This is a genomic window from Runella sp. SP2, assembly GCF_003711225.1.
Classification (GTDB): domain Bacteria; phylum Bacteroidota; class Bacteroidia; order Cytophagales; family Spirosomataceae; genus Runella.
This window is the reverse complement of record NZ_CP031030.1, coordinates 639561-659092: the sequence shown is the minus strand read 5'-3', so window position 1 is coordinate 659092 and position 19532 is coordinate 639561. Positions and strand designations below refer to the sequence as shown.

Below are 19532 nucleotides of genomic sequence, written 5' to 3'. Positions count from 1 at the left end.
GAAATTTTGGTTGAAAAACGCACCAATGAATTTACAAAGAAAGACGATTTGAGGCTTTAAATTGCTTTTATATACCAAAATATTAGGGCGGCCCAAACAAAATACCCGTTACTTCTCGCCAGCTTTTGGCCTTCCGAACATCCCTAATAATGTCTCGCCACTCGTGAAAATTGAGATAAACGACATTATTGGAAGTAACGGGTTTCGTTAATCCATAAATAGGCCGTTCGGTTTCTTCTTGAAACGTGCCAAACAATCGATCCCAAATAATAAATGTTGTCCCAAAATTTTTGTCGAGGTAGGCATCATTTTTACCGTGGTGCACCCGATGGTGCGACGGCGTGACAAAAATATACTCAAACCAGCGAGGCAATTTGGTAATGACCTCCGTATGAATCCAGAACTGATACAGCAAGTTGATTTGGTAACACATAAACGTAATTACGGGGTGGATGCCTGATAGCCAAACGGGCAGAAAAAAAATGATTTTTATGTGCTGCGTCCACGAATTTCGAAACGAAGTGGACAAATTTAGGTGTTCCGACGAATGGTGCGTTACGTGGGTCGCCCACCAAATCCGTTGTTTGTGCGCAATGTAATGGGCAAAATAGTTACAGAAATCAATGCCCAAATACGCCAACACCCACGCCCACCACGTATTCGGGATGCGCCACGGCACAAGTTCATAACAAAACAAAATCAAACCGACCGTAAGCGCTTTCAATAATCCATTGATGACCAAAGCACCCACCCCAATTCCGACCGACGCTTTCAAATCGTCAGCGTCGTAATGATGGTGCGGGTCGTGGCGTAAGAACCAGTATTCGAGGGCTACAAAAATAAAAATAACGGGGGCAGCATACAGCAATAGCGGCTGCACGTCTTGTTCAAACTGCAATAAAAAAAGCATTAGAATGTCAAATTAAAAATGAGGAATATCAAACAAGAAATCACTAAATATCAATACGTTCATACGCTTTGGTACGGTTGTCGTTTTCGACCCCAAAAAGCTCTACGTACTTTACTTTTGGAATAAACGCATTGTTAGCTAACTGCACAAACACTTTCTGTAACAGCACTTTACGGCCATTGATGTGGGTCATAGCCACGGGTTTATTCTCTTGGTACGTCACCCAAATTTGACGTTTTTTTAACGCATTCAAGGAAATTTCGTAGGTGTTAGCACTAGGAGTTGAATGGTGTTTGTAGCCATACGCCAACCGCCATTGAAGCGTCGAGAGGTCTTCGCGCTGCCCGCGTTCGGCGTACCGTATCCAATATACGTTCATTGGGCTTTCATGGTCTAATTTTTTGTCAGAACCGACATTCGCTTCGTACATGACGGTATTGGTGTTGTTGCTCCGTTGGATGTAGAACAAATGGTTTGATGTGCGCGGAGGCTCGGGAAAATGGAGTTTTGAAGGCGTTTCATCGGCACAAAAAGTACCCAACGCTCCTGTTACCAGAAGCATACTTAAAAATTTCATAGCTGTATAGAGGTTGTTTTTAAGACCTTTGAAGTGATGACAACTCAAAATCACCTTCCCCCTATTTCTTCCACTATTTTTTCAAATAATCTTTTACCGAAAAATACGAAGTAAATAAACCGTCAAAGCACTAATCACCACTTCAAACACTAATAAGGCATTGACAATTCCAACGTGGTCAGACAAGTAGCCAAGAAAAATGGCTGGAATTCCGAAGCCGATGTACCCCATAAACATATAGCCTGACACGGCCCTTGCCCGTTGAACTCCGCCGTAGTTGGCAATCAATGCCAGCCCTCCCACATACGAAAAGCCGTAAGCCGCCAAGCCAATGAGTGTTGTCCCGCTCAAAATTACCCACAATTGCCCCAAATGACTACCCAACACCACCAGTCCAAAGCCCAATGGCACCAGCACATAACCAATGCGAACGGATTGTTTAGGGTCGTTTTTGCGAATAAAAGGTTGCAAGAAAGCGCCCGTCCAATTGATTAATACCAAGCAAAAACCCGCGTAAGGCGTCAGGTTAAATTTTGCCAGTTGCGTTGGGATAATGGCAATGACCGTGCCCGTTGCCGCCCAGCAAATCGCAATAGCCATGTTGACGGGGAAAGAGCCTTTGGGAAAATACGGGAGTCGAAGGATATTTCCACCAATCGGTTTGGGGTTGGGCAACGTAATAAGAAGGATAAGCCCAATAAAAGTAGTACCCAAAAGCAAATAATAGGTAGGCGGAACAAGCTGAAAATCAACAAGTAAATACAGAGTTGTGGCAAGTGCACCTCCGCTGAAACCAATTGCCGTAGAAAGTGAAGCCAAATTAGCGGCTTTGGTTGGGGCATTTTTGTCAGGGTACAACACTTCTGTTAAATAAGCGGTACCAGTTCCCATACTCAACGCCAGGGCAATTCCTTGTAACATCCGAGCAAAAACCAAAGCCGTGACATTGGGAAAAAGAGTAATGACGAGGGTAGCTAAAAATGAACAAAAAACGCTGACAATCAGCACAGGTTTACGTCCAATTCGGTCGGAAATACCTCCTAAAAAAACGTAACAAGGCAGCATACCTGTGATGTACGCTGCCAAGACCAAGGCCGTTTGGCCGTTGCTTAAACCCGCTTCAGCCGCATATACCCGAAAAAGTGGCATCGAGATATTGACGGCCAACGTAACTAGCAACAACGCAAACGAAATAATGCGAAAAGGCGGCATTAGCATACACCCGTTTCGAGGTCACACGCTTCTCCTTGCGTCGGGGCTTGAATGGGGGCTTTTACCGCAATATCTGGCAATGCCTGCAAAAACAAGTCCGTTGGCTGCGCACCCGACACCGCGTATTTGTCGTTGATGATATAATACGGCACGCCGCTCACGCCCATCAAACGGTTTTGATAAAGAAGTTGGTCCACTTCTTCTGCTCCTTTATCAGAGGCAATAAACTGACGAACCTCTTCCGCATCTAATCCTACCGATTGCGCCACTGCTACTACATTTTCGACATTGGCAAGATTAACACGGTCTTCAAAATAAGCTTTAAAAAATGCCTCTACCAGCGCCAATTGTTTGCCTTTTTGCTGGGCAAACCAAACCAAACGGTGCAAACCGTGCGTGTTGGGTGAAATTGATTGGTTCAACAAATCAAACTCTAGTCCTTCTCCCGCCGCCACGTTCGACACTTGGTTGGTCAATTCATAAAAACGCTCTTCTCCGCCAAATTTGGCCGAAAGCCGTTCCTTCATATTTTCTCCTTCCAGGGGCGTATCGGGCGAAAGCTGAAAAGGCAAATAGCTGATTTCAAACGTATAATCGTCTTTGAGTTGGTCAACGGCTTTTTCCAAACGGCGCTTTCCGATGTAGCACCACGGACAAACAACGTCCGAAACAATGTCGATTTTAATGTGTGGTTTCATGTAAACTTTTTTCTTATTTGATTACTTTCAAAACCCGCACGCGTTCGTTATCGTTCATTTTTAATACATAAGTCCCTTGAGGCATTGCCATCGGTAGGGTTAGTTTACTTGATGGTTCGTTGGCCATGACCGACTGCTGTAACCACACTCTTCCCGCCACGTCTGTTAGTGCAACTTCCACTTTTTTCCCCGTAAATTCTGCTCCCCATTGAATCTGTAACGCATTGGCATTCTCCAATGGATTTGGAAATACAATGGCTTCCGTTGGCTTATTTCCACCCACCCCCATGGGCAGATATTTGGCCCGTGCTACCTCCGTTGCCGCCGCAAAAGTGGGAATGCCGTAGCCAAATTGAGGGGTTGGGCTGGCAAAACGATCTCCTGCTCGGCGAATACAATCAATGACTTGCATGGCCGTGAGTTGCGGTTGCGATTGCCAAAAAGCCGTCACCAAGCCCGCAATCAACGGAGCCGAATATGACGTTCCATTGCCCGCCGTTACCGTACCTGCTTGATTTGAAAGTACTGTTAAAGCCCCTTGGGCACAAACATCAGGCTTAACCCGCCCGTCGGCTGAAGGGCCAATGGAACTAAAAGACGCCAACGCTTTGGTGCTGCCGACCGCACCCACTGCCAATACTGAGTCAGCATCGGCAGGAGCTGAAATGTATTTCCACGCACTCGCCCCTTCGTTTCCCGCCGAGGCAACCACTATCATGCCTGTTGCTGCTGCCCAATCGGCGGCCCGTGTAATGAGCGTCGTTTTACCGTTCATGTCGGCATAGGTATAGTCATCGGCTTCGTTATCAAACTGATTATACCCCAATGAAGTGTTGATGACATCGACGCCCAAACTGTCGGCATATTCGGCAGCAATCAGCCAATTGGCTTCCTCCAAACGTGATTCACTATTGTCATCTTCGGTTCTTAGCAACGCATAAGAAGCTCCGTAAGCTGGGCCAATCAAACTATTTTCTTTAAAGCTTGCCATGATGCTAAACACGTTGTTTCCGTGCGAATGGTCTTCGTAAACGCTAGTTTCATTTTTGACAAAATCGTAGGTAGTAACTACGCGTTTTTCGGTAAACAACGCACTCAAAGCAGGGTTGGTATTGGAGTTTAAAAAACCTGCATCCAAAATCGCCACCAGCATTCCTTTGCCATTGTAGCCTTGGTCGTGCATGGCATCGACACCCAACATTTGGATTTGGCTAAGCGAAGCTCCGTAGTTGAAAGCATCCATTCCAAATTTTTGCTGCGTGGCATTGGTTTGTTTTTCGGCCGACAAACGAGCCGTACGAAGGGCACGGTTAAACTCAATCTCTTTCACCGACGACAACGCTCGAATTGCCGTCAGTTGGGCTGAGGTTGCTTCAACCAATACAGCATTCAACCAACGGGAAGTGTACCAAACCTTGGCACCCGTTTGGCGAATTTGAGATACATAACTAGGATTGACAGGCAAATCTCTCGACGTCAACGCAATCCCTTGCCGCGAACGACGATCTACCGAGCGCTGACTCAGATAGGCCGTGGGCTTGTCAGTCGTAAAGGGCGTACCTGTTTTGTCTTTTAATAAAACCAAGTACTTGGCGGTCTGCGCCTGCCCCATCCCACCCCACATAAAAAGCCAAGTAAACACGGCCACAAAAATCCATTTACCCTTCTGATTGTCAATCATTTGTATATGTTTTTTATATATTTATTTTTTCTAGTAAATACCACTTAGAAATCCAAATTCAACACTCTCTCGTCGGGTTGTGAGCAACCCTCACCACACATCAGCAACCCTCACCACATCAGCAACCCTCCCACCTACTCTACGCCTGCACGTTTAAAACGAACGAACTGCCGTGTTCCAAAATCTATTTGTGCCTTGCCAATGCAGGAAGGCGTGGATGAGCAAAATTGCACATTAATTCGTTCCCGATAAATCAACCCCACTCCTACTGCGTATGTTTCTATCCGTTTATCTTGATTCACCAGCGTCGAGTCGTTTTGCTGAACCACGGTTACCGTTCGGTCAAAGGCAGTTCCTGCTATTTTCAACGCTTTATTTACGTCTTTTAGTACATACTCATCTTCCCCCAAATTGTTGTAAATATTCCCATTCCACGAACGTTTTTCGGAAGGAGGAAATACCATTTTTACGTACTCTCGACCACTTTCGTTGCGGACTGCATAATCAATTTTTAACCGTACCGTAAACGTAGAATCTGGCGTCCACGACTGGCCTTCCAGTGTTCGACGAAAACGAGCAATGCGATACACTTTCTCTCCCGCAGGGTCAAGATAACTTTCTGCCACTTGTTCTTTCCATTGAAACGCCCGAACCACTGCTGGGCGCCCAAGGGCTACTTCTACTTCGTTTACGTCATATTCCACAAATCGCCCTACCTCCATTGGGAAAAATTCACTACCTTTCAACGTAGTTCCGCAATCGTCGCAGGGAGAGGTACAAGAATTTATCCCAAAAGTCAAAACCATGCCTACCAAAGTCCAGTTTAGTAAAGAACAATTTCTTAACAAAATGGTCATACGAAAAGCAAAATGTACATGCCTCATTGTCCTATTTTCGTCTTTGTTTGCCAAAATAGACCTATATTAGAATTGAGTTAGAATTAATTAATATTGGAACAAATATAACGGTCTATTGCTTTTTCAACTATCAACCCATCCAAGAAACCGCATGAATTCGCAGTATATAAGGCAAATTGTAGAACAACTTGCCATTTCGACTGGGCAACCCGTTGTAACCCACCGAACGACTTACGATCAAGTCGAGCAAACGTCTTCATATTCAGGAACCGACATCCATCGGTTTATTGAAGATCTTCACCGAAGCGCGCGGCACAACAACCTTACGTTGGTCGTTAATTGCTTACCAAAGAATCAATTTGTTCCATTTATTGAATCGGCTACCCATCCCGTACTTTATTTTGAAAAGCACAATCTCGGACTCACCCCTGTCATCGTCGGTAAAGACTTCCAAGGTGCTAACGTTCAGTGGAGCCCCATCATCGAAAATCGTCCTCATCACAGCTCCTCTGAAGTCTTATCGCCTTTGGTATTTGAAAACCAATCGGATAGTACCAAAAACGGACAAGTGCTGTACATTACGGCATTTCCGATGCAACCTTTGGTGAGCGACGACAGCACCCTAAGTCAAACCGAAAACGAAATTCTCAGTCCCGTTCAGCGATTAATGCGTCTGCTGCGCAACGAACGCAAGGACATTGGTTACATCTATTTTTATGCCGTCGTCGTGGGGCTTATCAGCCTTGTGTTGCCATTAGGCGTACAAGCCATTTTTAGCTTGGTTTCGAGTGGTTCGGTGTTTAGCTCCGTTTATGTACTGATGGGCTTGGTCGTTTTAGGGCTTATCGGAAGTGGTATTATGCAAATCATCCAAGTAGCTTTGGTCGAAACCCTCCAAATGCGAATTTTTGCCAAAGCTGCTTTTGAGTTCACCTATCGTGTGCCGCGGTTGAAATACGAAGCCCTTCGCCAGGACAATCCTACGGAGCTTATGAACCGTTTCTTTGACGTCCTGACCATCCAAAAATCGCTTCCAAAGTTTTTGATTGAGCTCACTGCTGCTTTATTACAAATCATTTTTGGGTTGCTTTTGCTTTCGTTTTACCACCCTTTCTTTATTGCATTTAGTTTGTTTGTCATTCTTATTTTCTTGGCCATCATTCGCATCAATGGCCGTAAGGGAATGGAAACGAGCATTAAAGAATCAAAATATAAATATCGGGTAGTAGCTTGGCTTGAAGGAATGGCCAGTACCTTATTTTCGTTTAAAACGGCAGGTTCGACCCACCTCCCCATTCAACGCATGGACGGACTCGTGACCAATTACCTCACCTACCGTAACAAACACTTCAAAATCTTAAAAGGGTTTTATTACTATTCGTTGGCATTTAAAGTTCTTGTCATCGGTGGGTTATTGATTTTGGGCACCTACCTGCTTGTCAACCGCCAAATTTCGCTGGGGCAGTTCGTAGCCTCCGAAATCGTGATTGTCTTGTTGACGGCGGCCGTTGAAAAATTACTTCTAAGTATTGATGTGGTTTTTGACCTTCTTACTGCCGTCGATAAATTGGGGTACGTTTCGGACTTAACGTTAGAAAAAGAAGGCGGTTTTCGTTTTTCAGCCACTCAGTTCCCCAAAGGACTTGAGCTTAAAACGCGTAATTTAAGCTATACTTATCCCGATGCTTCTCATCCTGCCATCAAAGGAATTTCGATGGACGTTCAACCTGGTGAGCGGGTTTGTTTGACGGGGCAAAACGGTTCAGGAAAACATACCCTTCTAAAATTGCTTTCGGGGGTACTCACTGAGTATGAAGGTAGCCTTATTTACAACGGGATTTCTATGCACGACTTAGACATCACCACCCTTAGGAACTACCTGAGTATGAACTTTCCCAACCAAGAAATTTTCGACGGCACTATTCTCGAAAATCTGACCATGGGGCGGGCAGGAATTACGTTGGAACGCGTCAAAGATGCCTTAGACAAATTACACCTTACTGAAGAAATTGCCCAATTACCCGATGGCCTTGCTACCTCCATTATTTCGGGAGGGCGCCATTTCTCGCTGAGTTTTGTCACCAAAATAGCCCTTGCACGTTGTTTGCTCACTCAGCCTAAATTGCTCTTATATACCGATGCCCTTCGGCAAATAGAACGCAGCGAACGCATCCGAATCATTGAGTTTTTGACTGACCCTTCTCATGAGTGGACGCTCGTAGTGCTTTCCAATGACCCTGCATTCATGGGTGCCTGTGACCGTGTTGTGGTCTTGGAAGAAGGCCAAATACTTGCCGAAGGCCCCTATAAAACTGTATTAAAGCACGTTGCAACGCTCGAAAACTAAGACCATGCTCAATATATCAAAACAGCGGGTCAATGTACCCGCCATCGAAAACGAAGTCAACTCACTTCATACGCTCCATTCGCCCAAAACTGCCCGAATTGTGTATCGCTGGATTTTGGGTATTGTCATTGTTTTAGTTCTGGTGATGTTTTTGCCATGGCAACAAAACATCAACGGAAAAGGCTACGTCACCGCACTTACGCCCAAAGACCGACCACAAAACATTCAAAACGCCGTAGCTGGACAAATTCAACATTGGCACGTTCGGGAAGGCGATTACGTTAAAAAAGGCGATACACTCTTAACTATTTCCGAAATCAAAGACGATTATTTTGACCCCCAAGTGCTCGTCAGAACACAGGAGCAAATCCAAGCCAAACAAGAGGCCATCAATGCTTATAATGCCAAAATTCAAGCCACAGACAATCAGATTTCTGCATTACGACAAGGGCTTCAATTGAGCTTAGAAAAAACTCGAAATAAACTTCTCCAATCTGGACTCAAAGTAAGAAGTGATAGTGCTGACCTTGTCGCAATAACTCGCGGTTTTGATATAACCAAAGAACGCCTTGAACGCGGCGAAGCCATGTACAAAGACGGAACGATTTCGTTGGTGGACCTGGAGAGTCGCCGTGTAAAATTTCAAGAAGACCAAGCAAAAGTTGTATCTCAAAGCCAGAAGTTAGCTATTTCACGCAATGAACTCATCAATGCCCGAATTGAGCTTAGTTCTGTCCAAGCTGAGTATCAGAAAGATATTGCCAAATCTTTCTCAGACCGTAGTTCAGCTTTGTCAAGCCTCGCCGATGGAGAATCTGAATTATCAAAACTTAAAAACAAATACGAAAATATCCGCATCCGTCGTGAACAATACGTCGTTCATGCTCCCCAAGATGGGTATATCGTCAAAACCCTGAAAGCAGGGATTGGTGAAACAATCAAAGAGGGAGAATCCATTGTAACATTACAACCCGATAAACCCGACTTGGCAGTCGAATTATACATAAAAGCAATGGATTTATCGCTTATCCAACCTGGCCGCCACGTACGGTTAGAATTTGACGGATGGCCTGCGTTACAGTTTTCGGGCTGGCCTGGTACTTCAGTCGGAACTTTTGGCGGAACAGTAGCCATTGTTGACCGCGTCAACAGTAAAAACGGGGAGTACCGTCTCCTTATCAAGTCAGACCACGAGGGTAACGAAAACGACAAATGGCCCGATCAGCTTCGCATTGGTTCGGGGGTGAATGGTTTTGTGATGCTCAAAGACGTCCCAATTTGGTGGGAAGTATGGCGCCAACTCAACGGGTTCCCGCCTGACTACCTCAGCGATATTTTACCTATGGAAGAGAAGGAGAAAAAATAAAAAGAGGCAAAGGGCAAATTCGCAAGGGGCAAATTTACGTGCGTCGGGTTGCTCACAAATCAACAATAGCGTGCGTCGGGTTGCTCACAACCCGACGAAACTGTAAGCAAAAAGCTAAATTTCCGCACGGGCGGCACTGTCCTTGGTCGGAATGAAAAAAAATAAAAAGTGTACATCGATGAAATTCGTCATAAAGTTATTTGTTGTTCTACTTTGCTTCGTGGGTTTTTCACCTATATGGGCACAGACCGACACAAGCAAGGTGTTTTCTTACCGCGATTTTTATGAGTTGGTGACCAAAAACCACCCCGTACTGCGGCAAGCCAACAACCTATCTGACCAAGCCAAAGCTGAGCTCTTGATGGCCAAAGGAGGCTTTGACCCAAAATTAGAAGCTAATTTTGACCGTAAATTTTTTGATAACAAAGCCTATTTTAACTTTTGGGACAACCAGCTTAAAGTACCCCTTTATTGGGGAGGAATTGACGTAAAAGCGGGTTTTGAACGGAACGTTGGCGACGTGCTGGGCACCGATATTCGTACCCCCATCGACGGTCTTAGTTACGTAGGTTTCACCGTTCCCGTCTTGCAGCGATTTGTTATCGACGAACGCCGTGCAACCCTCCAAAACGCCCGTTTGTTTCAGAACATGGCCGAAGTAGAACGCGTTAAGTTGGTCAATAAATTGATACTTTCAGCTGCCAAAGAGTACTGGACGTGGTACTTTGCGTACCGAAACTACGCCCTCGTCCAAGAATTTCACGACTTGGCCGTACAACGGTACGATTTGGTCAAAAAACGCGTAGCGCAAGGCGACTTACCCGCTGTGGATACCGCCGATGCCCAAGTTACGCTCCTCGACCGACGAATTATGCTCGACCAAGCCTTGGTAGATTTTCAAAATGCCCGCCTCATTCTGTCAAATTATTTGTGGGACGACAACAATGGCCCGCGTGAGTTACCCAGCAATGCCGTTCCTCAGCTTAGTCCTGCCCAACGCATTGATAGCAATACGCTTACACAACTATTGGACATTTCCCGACAAAAACATCCCGAAATTCAAAAGTTGGACATTAAAACCCAGCAATTACGTATTGACGAGCGTTTAGGGCGCGAAATGCTCAAACCCAAATTCGACATTGGGCTGTCGTCGCTCAACTATACACACCGCTTTATCACGGGGCTCGAAATACCCAATACGGGGCCGTTTCCTGCTTTTTACAAGCTGAACGTTGATTTTTCGATGCCGTTGCTATTTCGTAAAGAACGCGGTAAACTCGAAACTATCCGCATCAAACAAGCTCAAAATAACCTCGAACTCCAGCAAGTTCGTCGCGAAATCAACAACGACGTCCAGGCATCGTACAACGAAGTGCTGAACCTCGAAAAACAAATTCAAAACCAGCAAGTTGCCATTGAACGTCAAGCCCAAGTACTACGGGCCGACGAGCAGCGGTTTGCCATTGGAGAAACCCAACTACTTCAACTGAACATGCGCGAGTCGAAACTCAATGAACTGAAAGTGAAGCTCGAATCCATGAAATCGAAGTACGAAAAAGCCAAAGCCACGCTCTTATTTTCGGCAGGTTTGAGTGAGTGGTAAACACGAAAAGGTAACTCGCCACTAATTATTGAAAAAATCGTTATAAAAACCCTCGCCCGAAATGCCTAATTTTGGGGTCTGATTAAACACTTTCCCTAGTGGGTGGGCTCTTCTAACGATGAAAAATTACATAAAACACGACCCTTGGTGCATTATCGAAGAAGGATTTTATCCTGAATACAACGAAATCACCGAAAGTCTTACCAGCCTTGGCAACGGCCGCATGGGTCAGCGAGGCAACTTTGAAGAACAATTTTCTGGCAAAACTCTTCTCGGAAACTACGTTGCAGGGGTTTTTTATCCCGACAAAACCCGCGTAGGTTGGTGGAAAAACGGCTATCCGCGCTATTTTGCCAAAGTCCTCAATGCTTGCAATTGGATTGGCGTCAACGTTGACATTGAGGGGGAAACGCTCGATTTGGCAACCTGCACCGTTTCGGATTACTCGCGTGTGCTCAACATGAAAGAGGGTATTTTGGAGCGTACTTTCGTGGCTACCCTCGCCAGCGGCAAACAGGTGCGCGTTCAAGCCCAACGCTTTTGCAGCATTGTTGACGACGAAGCGGGAGCGATTCGCTATTTGGTAACGCCGCTTAATTTTGACGGCACTATCACCCTGACGCCTTCGCTCGATGGTGATATTAGCAACAAAGACTCCAATTACGGCGAGAAATTTTGGGACGAAATCCACAAAGAAACCGCTTTTGGCGAAGCGTATCTTGAGATGCGTACGAAAGACACCCCGTTCAAAACGGAGTTGTTCAACGTATGTACAGGAATGAAAATTGACATTCTCATAAACGGAGAAAGTGTTGATTTCCAAAGCAAACCTGTTAAGTCTGCGAAATATGTTGCGTGCAAAATTGAGCTAAAAGCCAAAGCCAACGAAGAGATCACGTTGTACAAATACGCCGTTAACTTGGCTTCGTTGAACCACGCCATCGACGACCTCCTTCCCAACGCCAAAGCCTATATCGCACGGATTTCGGCCAAAGGTTTTGAGCAAATGAAAGCCGAACAAGCCCAAGCATGGGCCGAGCGTTGGGCACAAAACGACATCATCATCGAAGGCGATTCGGACAGTCGCACTGACGCTGCTCAGCAGGGGATTCGTTTTAACATTTTCCAACTCGAACAAACCTACACGGGTGAAGACGCCCGCCTCAATATTGGCCCGAAAGGCTTCACGGGCGAAAAATACGGCGGTAGTACCTACTGGGATACGGAGGCGTATTGTTTACCATTTTACCTCGCTACGGCCGACCAAAAAGTAGCGCGTAATCTCTTGGTTTACCGCCACAAGCATCTCCAAAAGGCCATTGAAAACGCCGCAATGCTGGGCTTCAACAACGGTGCAGCACTGTATCCGATGGTGACCATGACGGGCGAAGAATGCCACAACGAATGGGAAATTACGTTTGAGGAAATTCACCGCAACGGCGCCATTGCTTACGCTATCCACGACTACATTCGTCACACGGGCGACGAAGCTTACTTGGCTGAGTATGGCCTAGATGTATTGGTAGGAATTGCTCGTTTTTGGGCGCAACGCGTCAACTGGTCGGCAGACAAGAAAAAATACGTGATGCTGGGCGTAACTGGCCCTAACGAATACGAAAACAACGTCAACAACAACTGGTACACCAACTACCTCGCCGCTTGGTGTTTGCGTTATACGCTGTCAGCGGTCAGCAGTTTGCAGGCAGCCGACAGTGGGGTACAGCCTGCGGTGTTGGGTACACTAAGTGAGGAGGAATTAGCCAAATGGCAGCACATTGTGGACAATATGTACTATCCTTACGATGCCGAGCGACAAGTGTTTTTGCAGCAAGATGGATTCTTGGACAAAGAACTATTGACCGTTGAAGACATCAAAGAACACCGTCCTATCAATCAAAAATGGTCGTGGGACCGCATTTTGCGGAGCTGTTTTATCAAACAAGCTGACGTATTACAGGGGCTTTATTTCTTTGAGGAAGAGTTTGATACCGAAACCATCCGTCGCAATTTTGATTTCTACGAACCCATGACCGTACACGAGTCGTCGCTATCGCCTTGCGTACACGTAATTCAGGCGGCGAAGTTGGGTTACAACGAAAAAGCGTACGAAATGTACCTTCGTACTTCGCGCCTCGACCTCGACGATTACAACAACGACACCGAAGACGGCCTACACATCACCAGTATGGCGGGCACGTGGATGTCGGTGGTCAAGGGTTTTGGGGGAATGCGTATCCAAGGCGGCAAATTGGCCTTTACGCCCTTTTTGCCTGAGCAATGGAAAGGTTATTCCTTTAGAATTGGTTTCCGTGGGCAAGTGGTTCGCGTAGCCGTTCGCCCAGGCGAAGTGGAAGTAGAAAACCTTTCGTCTCAGGCGTTGAGTTTGGTCATTAATGGGACAGAAATTACCGTAACGGCGCAGGCAAGCGAGATAGTGAAAGGGTAATAAAACCAAAAATAGTACTTACCAAAAAGCGGAGTTTGACGACTCCGCTTTTTTTTATTACAAATATTTCGGCTTTCCGAGGCTTTTGGTAGAAATGCTTAAAGGGCTACCCGTCCGAAGCAAAAAATAAAAAATCCTGCTGCTACTACAAATGTTTCGCCTCTACCGAGGCTACAGCATGATAAAGTACACTAGCTTTTGGCGACTTACAATGGCTTTATATAAAAAGGATTGACGATAATCAAAGAACCTTCAATCAACTGCTGATGGTGCATATCTTCCGAATACAGCGCAGTACATTTCGATTCAAGGGCCGCTGCAATAATCAAGCTATCAAACCAAGAATAATGATATTTTTCTTTAACCAAAACAGCCTGTTTAATGGTTTTGAATGTATTTATATTGATTTCACAATTTGTGGCTAATTCATCCAAAGTGATTGCAACCTCCAATGAACTGAGATTAAGTTTACGAAAACCGATATTTGAAAATTCGGTTAAAACTTGAGTAGAAATTATAATTTCGTTTGTATTGGCTACGATTTCACTAACAACCTGTTTTTTCCATAAATCGTCGTTGGAATACAGATAAATCAAGATATTAGTATCCAGAAAAACCTTATCTTTCATTCGCGTCGTCTCTGTTGAACTTGAAGGTTTTGGTAGAGACACTAATGGCATTGAAAACGCGTTTTTTTGAGCGAGTAAGATTCTCTCCCACAAAATCAATAGCATCTAAGGCTTTGAGGTCTTCCAAAATCCTATTGGCATACTCTTTTTTGATTTTAATCGTAACTGTTTCCATTTCAGTTGATAGTTTTCTACAAATCTAATAAAATTGGAGCATATTCTCTTTACAAACATCCTTGTTAGCCTCAGGAAATGCTTAGGGCATGACTACTATTATTTTACACCACTACGGCTTTTTTGGGCTTTATGTTTTCCCTTTCTATCTTTGATTGTCAAACATTATCCTGAAAATCAGCATGAAAAATCTAGGCTTCCTTGGGCTACTCTTCATGGGCTTAACGGCCCAAGCCCAAACGCTATTGACTCCCGAACAACTCTGGAAATTGGGGCGGGTAAGTGGTAAAGGAATTTCTAAAGACGGCAAATCAGTCGTTTATAGCGTCAGCACGCCCAATATCGACGAAAACAAAAGTAGTAGCAAAACGTACGTTATTCCCATCGGCGGCGGAAATGCCTCACTCATTACCAACGTGGACGACCTACTCGTTAATCCTAAAATTTCGCCCGATGGAAAGTTCAAAATCAGCAGTGAAGAAGTAAAAGTGATGAAAGTAACGGGCAAAGATGCTTACCCTCAGCTTTCAAAAAGTAACGTCCTGATTTATGACCAACTCAATTATCGCCATTGGGACGAATGGGAAGATGGCAAGTTTGGGCACGTGATGCTCACGCCTACAGGAGGCGGGGCGGCCAAAGACCTCATGGAAGGCGAGCCCCACGACTGCCCGCTCAAACCCGACGGTGGTGACGAAGATTTTGTGTGGAGTCACGACGGGAAAAAAGTTGTGTATGTAACCAAGAAAAAATTTGGAACAGCCTACGCTATCAGTACCAATACGGATTTGTACGCCTACGATTTAGCCACAGGTACGACAACCAACCTCACCGAAGATAACAAAGGCTATGACCTTCAACCTGCCTTTAATCAACAAGGGCAACTCGCGTGGTTACAAATGAAACGTGACGGATACGAATCTGATAAACAAGACATTATTGTAAGCAACGGCACGACTAAAATGAACCTCACCGCCCAGCGCGACGACCTACACGTGGACGGTTTTAAGTGGAGTGAAGATGGGCGTAGCTTGTTTTTTACCGCCGCGACCAACGGCACGTCGCAGTTGTTTCAGGTGACCTATCCTGGCTTGACCAAAATGATGCCCATCATTACGCAAATCACCAAGGGGGATTTTGACGTAAATGGAATCATTGGTCAAAGCGGAAAAACCTTGGTCGTAAGCCGCGCGGACATGAACCACGCCAGCGAATTATATACCGTGGATATTGCTAGCGGCACCATGACCCAACTCACCCACGTCAACGACGAAGCCTACGCAAACCTCGGAATGTGCAAAACCGAACGCAGATTTGTCAAAACCGTGGATGGGAAAAGCATGTTGGTATGGGTGATTTATCCGCCAAATTTTGACAAAAACAAAAAATATCCTGCCTTGCTTTACTGCCAAGGTGGCCCACAAAGCGCCCTGACTCAGTTTTATTCGTTTCGCTGGAATTTTCAACTCATGGCGTCCAACGGGTACATCGTCGTAGCTCCCAACCGACGCGGGATGCCTGGCCACGGTACGAAATGGAACGAACAAATCAGCAAAGACCACGGCGGTATTGTGATGCAAGATTATTTGGCCGCGATTGATAACGTGAGCAAAGAGCCTTTTGTCGATAAAAATCGGTTGGGCTGCGTGGGGGCCAGCTACGGTGGCTACTCCGCATTTATGCTCGCAGGTATGCACAGCAATCGCTTCAAAACCTTCATTGCCCACGATGGTATTTTTGATTTTCGCAGCATGTATGGCTCTACCGAAGAGCTTTGGTTTCCTAATTTTGACTACGGTGGTCCGTACTGGGACACCAAAAATGCGGCAGCTCAAAAATCGTACAGTCAATTTTCACCCAGCAATTTTGTCGCTAAATGGAACACGCCTATCTTGATTTTTCACGGTGAAAAAGACTACCGAGTTCCCCTCGAACAAGGCTTGCAAGCATTTCAAGCAGCGCAGTTGAGGGGTATCAAAAGTCGATTGGTGGTGCTGCCCGAAGAAAATCACTGGGTACTCCGCGCCCAAAATGCCCAAGTTTGGCAAAATGAATTTTATCGATGGTTGAAGGAAACCTTGTAGAAAATGAACAATACCCGAGTTTATAAAATGGCTTTTGCGGGCGTCTATCCGCATTATGTTCAGAAAGTTGAGAAGAAAGGACGTAGCAAAGAAGAATTGCACCAAGTCATTCAGTGGCTAACAGGCTACGACGAGGCTACCCTTCAAAAAGTGCTTGATGAACGCACTGATTTTGAAACGTTTTTTGCTCAAGCCCCTTTGATGAACCCCAATGCTAATAAAATCACGGGGGTTATTTGTGGACATCGAATCGAAGATATTGAAGACCCTTTGATGCAAAAAATTCGCTATTTGGACAAACTCGTGGATGAACTGGCGAAGGGCAAAGCGATTGAGAAAATATTAAGGAAATAAAAGAACAAAGGGGAAGCTGATTGAATCAACTCCCCCTTTGAAGTACCAGTAACTTGTGGCTAGAACTTAACTCCTGCGCTTAGGTAAAAAGTACGTCCATCGGCTGGCATCAGACCAGGGCCAGGGTACCCGCCCGCGCGACGCGTAAAATAACGAGCATCTGTCAGGTTGTTAACACCAGCTTTCACATTGTAATGCTTTAAAAATTTATAATTTGCCGACAAATCCTGCACTTGATAAGCAGGAATAACACCAGTTGTCGCGGCTGCGTTAGGTACCTCAGTATTACCCGCATCAGCGTAGGCTTTGCCAATGTCGCTAAGTTGCCATGTCGCCGAAAATCCTTTTTTGGAATACGTAATTCCAAAACGATTGATGGTACGTGGGGCATTTTCAACTCTCTTACCTGCTAGGTTTGTTTCAACTATTTGGCCATTAACGACCGATGTTGTTTTAAAATCACGGTATGTTGCATTGATGTAAGCTACTGATGCAAAGATACTTAAATAGCCTATTTTTGATTGTTTTAAGAAGGCTGCTATTGGGTTAAACTCGGCATAGCCCTCTAGTCCCTGACTCACCGAACGGCCAAGATTGGTTCTAAACTGATACAGCTGCCCTGTCGCATTGGTTTGAGTAATCGTTCCAATGCGGTTATTGTAGTTGACATAAAAATAATCTATGTCAAAATTCAGATAATTCCCTACTTTACCGCGATATCCAAAGTCAAAATTATACCCCCGAGCGTCCTGTAAATTTTCGTCGATAACGTCGGTCGTAGCAGGTGGAGTCAAATCCGAGATTAAGACAGGACGATACGCCTGTGAAATATTACTATAGAATTCTGATTGCGGCGAAACGTGGTACTCAAAGCCTGTGCCAAACAATAGAAATTGGCGAGAGCGGGAGATAGGGTTTAGCAAAACAGGAGTCGAATTGGATAGACCAAATTGCCCTTCCATTGTTGAACGAATGCTTTCAACTCTCACCCCCGCAGTCATCAAAAAGCGTTTATTAAATCGGAAAATATTTTCTAAGAAAGCGGCTTTATTAACGTTGGCAAAATCTAAGTTTCTTGGATAGTCGCCTTCCGAAAGTTCAAAATCCATCGTAGTGCCATTGGTACCGCGACCTTGTTGTTTTCGGTCAATTTTACCTCGAAAATAGCGAAGTCCAGCTGCCAACGTATTTTCTTTACCCAGCCATTTGTAATCTGTTAAAAGACGCAATTCAGCCCCGAGGGTTGTGTAAAAATCTCTATCAACTTGTCGAGTAGCAGTAAGAACATCAGTCTCCGTGATAGGACGTACATTGCCGACACTATTGCGTTCGGCGATGGTAGAGAAGCCTTTGAAACTTACCTTTGTTTTGGTATTAAAAATATACTCAGCGTTTATACTGGGAATAAACCAAGGCGTACTAAACCAGTTACGTGAGCGGAGACTTTGGCGAGCGTCGGCTTTAAACTGAGCATCGGTAAGACCTCCTGCCTGTTGTATTTCCGTCATCATGTACGTAGCTTCGGCACCAATCTTTAGTTTATTTGAAACGGCGTAGCTCAATTCTACGTGAGCGTGGTCTGTATTGAAGCGACTGTGGTTTCTCCAGCCATTTCCTAGGCGTTTTTGGTAATAAGCAGTGTAGCTGAGGCGTCCTTCGGTACCTCCTACGTAGTTGAACGTACTGAATAGTCCATTGCTCCCAGTCGTGTTTTGTGATTCTACCGTAAAGCGTGTTGATATGTCGGGCTTGCGTAGAATAAAGTTCATCAGTCCCCCAAATTGCGAACCGTATTGAAGGGAAGAAGCGCCTCTGACAATCTCAATCCTATCAACGACTTCCATGGGAGGAGTATAATAAGCCTCGGGGTAGCCCATTGGGTCGGGCGTAATATCATAGCCATTCATACGGGTATTAAATTCCCAAGAACGATTAGGGCTTAGGCCTCGTGAAGCGACCCCAAGCTGCACTCCCGAGCCATCATTTTCCCAAATACTGATGCCAGGAGTACGGGCAAAAATTTGGCGACTGTTATTCATTGCCAAATTGGCATTAAGGTTATTTAAAACGATTAGCTCATTTTTTTTGGTTGCGTTGATGCTATACCCTTCAACTTCAGCTAGGTGTTCGTTGCCTTTTACCCCTCGGCTTGTCACCACATGAACATCTTTTAGGGTGTACGTTTCTTCCTCTAGTTCGAAGGCGAGTGTTTTTACTTCATTTTCCTGAACCGATACACTTACTTCCTTTTTTACAAATCCTACACTTGTTACCAATACAGTGTAGCTACCCTCTTTGAGCCCTTTAATGACAAACTCCCCGTTGGCATTTGTTTGGACTCCTCTAACCGTGCCCTTCAAAGTTACGCTGGCTCCTACGACCGCGCCTGACATTTTCTCTGTCACTTTTCCGTTAATAACCGCTTTTTGAGCCCATAGCACCTGCCCCAAAACTCCCCAACTAAAAAGTGTACAAATCAAATATTTCATAGATAGATCAATTTAAGTACAGACTAATTCTAAATAGAAGCACAAAAGTAACCTTGAAAGCCTAATTTCAAAAAAATTATTTAGAATTATTTTAAATACAAATAA

The 19532-nt window shown here is 45.1% G+C and carries 15 protein-coding genes; 6 read left to right on the top strand and 9 right to left on the bottom strand.

Annotation, left to right across the window (positions count from 1 at the left end):
- Positions 1-82: 82 nt before the first annotated feature.
- The 6 genes from DTQ70_RS02605 to DTQ70_RS02580 all read right to left on the bottom strand — a co-directional run bounded on the left by DTQ70_RS02605 (position 83) and on the right by DTQ70_RS02580 (position 5884).
- The gene (locus tag DTQ70_RS02605; RefSeq protein ID WP_122929367.1) at positions 83-910 is read right to left on the bottom strand and encodes a sterol desaturase family protein; all 828 of its coding nucleotides are present in this window, start codon (positions 908-910) and stop codon (positions 83-85) included.
- 43 nt (positions 911-953) lie between these two features.
- Positions 954-1487, bottom strand: a complete 534-nt coding sequence (locus DTQ70_RS02600; protein WP_164489827.1) for a DUF4833 domain-containing protein — start codon at positions 1485-1487, stop codon at positions 954-956.
- Positions 1488-1580: 93 nt separating this feature from the next.
- Positions 1581-2699: an MFS transporter gene (locus DTQ70_RS02595; protein WP_164489826.1), complete on the bottom strand. Its 1119-nt coding sequence runs from the start codon at positions 2697-2699 to the stop codon at positions 1581-1583.
- Positions 2699-3397 (bottom strand): DsbA family oxidoreductase, encoded by a 699-nt coding sequence (locus DTQ70_RS02590; RefSeq protein ID WP_122929364.1) that lies wholly within the window; start codon positions 3395-3397, stop codon positions 2699-2701. Before DTQ70_RS02590 ends, DTQ70_RS02595 begins: the two co-directional genes overlap by 1 nt.
- Positions 3398-3410: 13 nt before the next feature.
- Positions 3411-5078, bottom strand: a complete 1668-nt coding sequence (locus DTQ70_RS02585; protein WP_122929363.1) for a S8 family serine peptidase — start codon at positions 5076-5078, stop codon at positions 3411-3413.
- Positions 5079-5212: 134 nt separating this feature from the next.
- Entirely contained in the window at positions 5213-5884 is a 672-nt protein-coding gene (locus DTQ70_RS02580; protein ID WP_164489825.1) for a hypothetical protein, read from the bottom strand.
- Between the two features lie 202 nt (positions 5885-6086).
- On the opposite strand from DTQ70_RS02580, the gene DTQ70_RS02575 reads away from it, so the two are divergent.
- The 4 genes from DTQ70_RS02575 (at position 6087) to DTQ70_RS02560 (ending at position 13697) form a co-directional block, all read left to right on the top strand.
- Complete coding sequence (locus DTQ70_RS02575; protein WP_122929361.1) at positions 6087-8282, top strand: peptidase domain-containing ABC transporter; 2196 nt, start codon at positions 6087-6089, stop codon at positions 8280-8282.
- A 4-nt stretch (positions 8283-8286) separates the two neighbouring features.
- Positions 8287-9648 (top strand): HlyD family secretion protein, encoded by a 1362-nt coding sequence (locus DTQ70_RS02570; RefSeq protein WP_122929360.1) that lies wholly within the window; start codon positions 8287-8289, stop codon positions 9646-9648.
- Positions 9649-9826: 178 nt separating this feature from the next.
- On the top strand, positions 9827-11251 hold the full coding sequence (locus DTQ70_RS02565; RefSeq protein WP_164489824.1) for a TolC family protein: 1425 nt from the start codon (positions 9827-9829) through the stop codon (positions 11249-11251).
- A 118-nt stretch (positions 11252-11369) separates the two neighbouring features.
- Entirely contained in the window at positions 11370-13697 is a 2328-nt protein-coding gene (locus DTQ70_RS02560) for a glycoside hydrolase family 65 protein (RefSeq protein ID WP_122929358.1), read from the top strand.
- 206 nt (positions 13698-13903) lie between these two features.
- On the opposite strand, the gene DTQ70_RS02555 is transcribed toward DTQ70_RS02560, so the two are convergent.
- Complete coding sequence (locus tag DTQ70_RS02555) at positions 13904-14326, bottom strand: PIN domain-containing protein (RefSeq protein ID WP_122929357.1); 423 nt, start codon at positions 14324-14326, stop codon at positions 13904-13906.
- Positions 14316-14501, bottom strand: coding sequence for a hypothetical protein (locus DTQ70_RS02550; RefSeq protein ID WP_122929356.1), 186 nt, complete (start codon positions 14499-14501; stop codon positions 14316-14318). Before DTQ70_RS02550 ends, DTQ70_RS02555 begins: the two co-directional genes overlap by 11 nt.
- A gap of 181 nt (positions 14502-14682) precedes the next feature.
- Between DTQ70_RS02550 and DTQ70_RS02545 the strand changes: the two genes are divergently transcribed.
- Positions 14683-16584 carry a S9 family peptidase gene (locus DTQ70_RS02545; protein WP_122929355.1) on the top strand — a complete coding sequence of 634 codons (1902 nt, stop codon included), beginning with the start codon at positions 14683-14685 and terminating at the stop codon, positions 16582-16584.
- Between the two features lie 3 nt (positions 16585-16587).
- Positions 16588-16938 carry a DUF2200 domain-containing protein gene (locus DTQ70_RS02540; RefSeq protein ID WP_122929354.1) on the top strand — a complete coding sequence of 117 codons (351 nt, stop codon included), beginning with the start codon at positions 16588-16590 and terminating at the stop codon, positions 16936-16938.
- A 59-nt stretch (positions 16939-16997) separates the two neighbouring features.
- On the opposite strand, the gene DTQ70_RS02535 is transcribed toward DTQ70_RS02540, so the two are convergent.
- Complete coding sequence (locus DTQ70_RS02535) at positions 16998-19427, bottom strand: TonB-dependent receptor (RefSeq protein ID WP_122929353.1); 2430 nt, start codon at positions 19425-19427, stop codon at positions 16998-17000.
- Between the last annotated feature and the right edge of the window lie 105 nt (positions 19428-19532).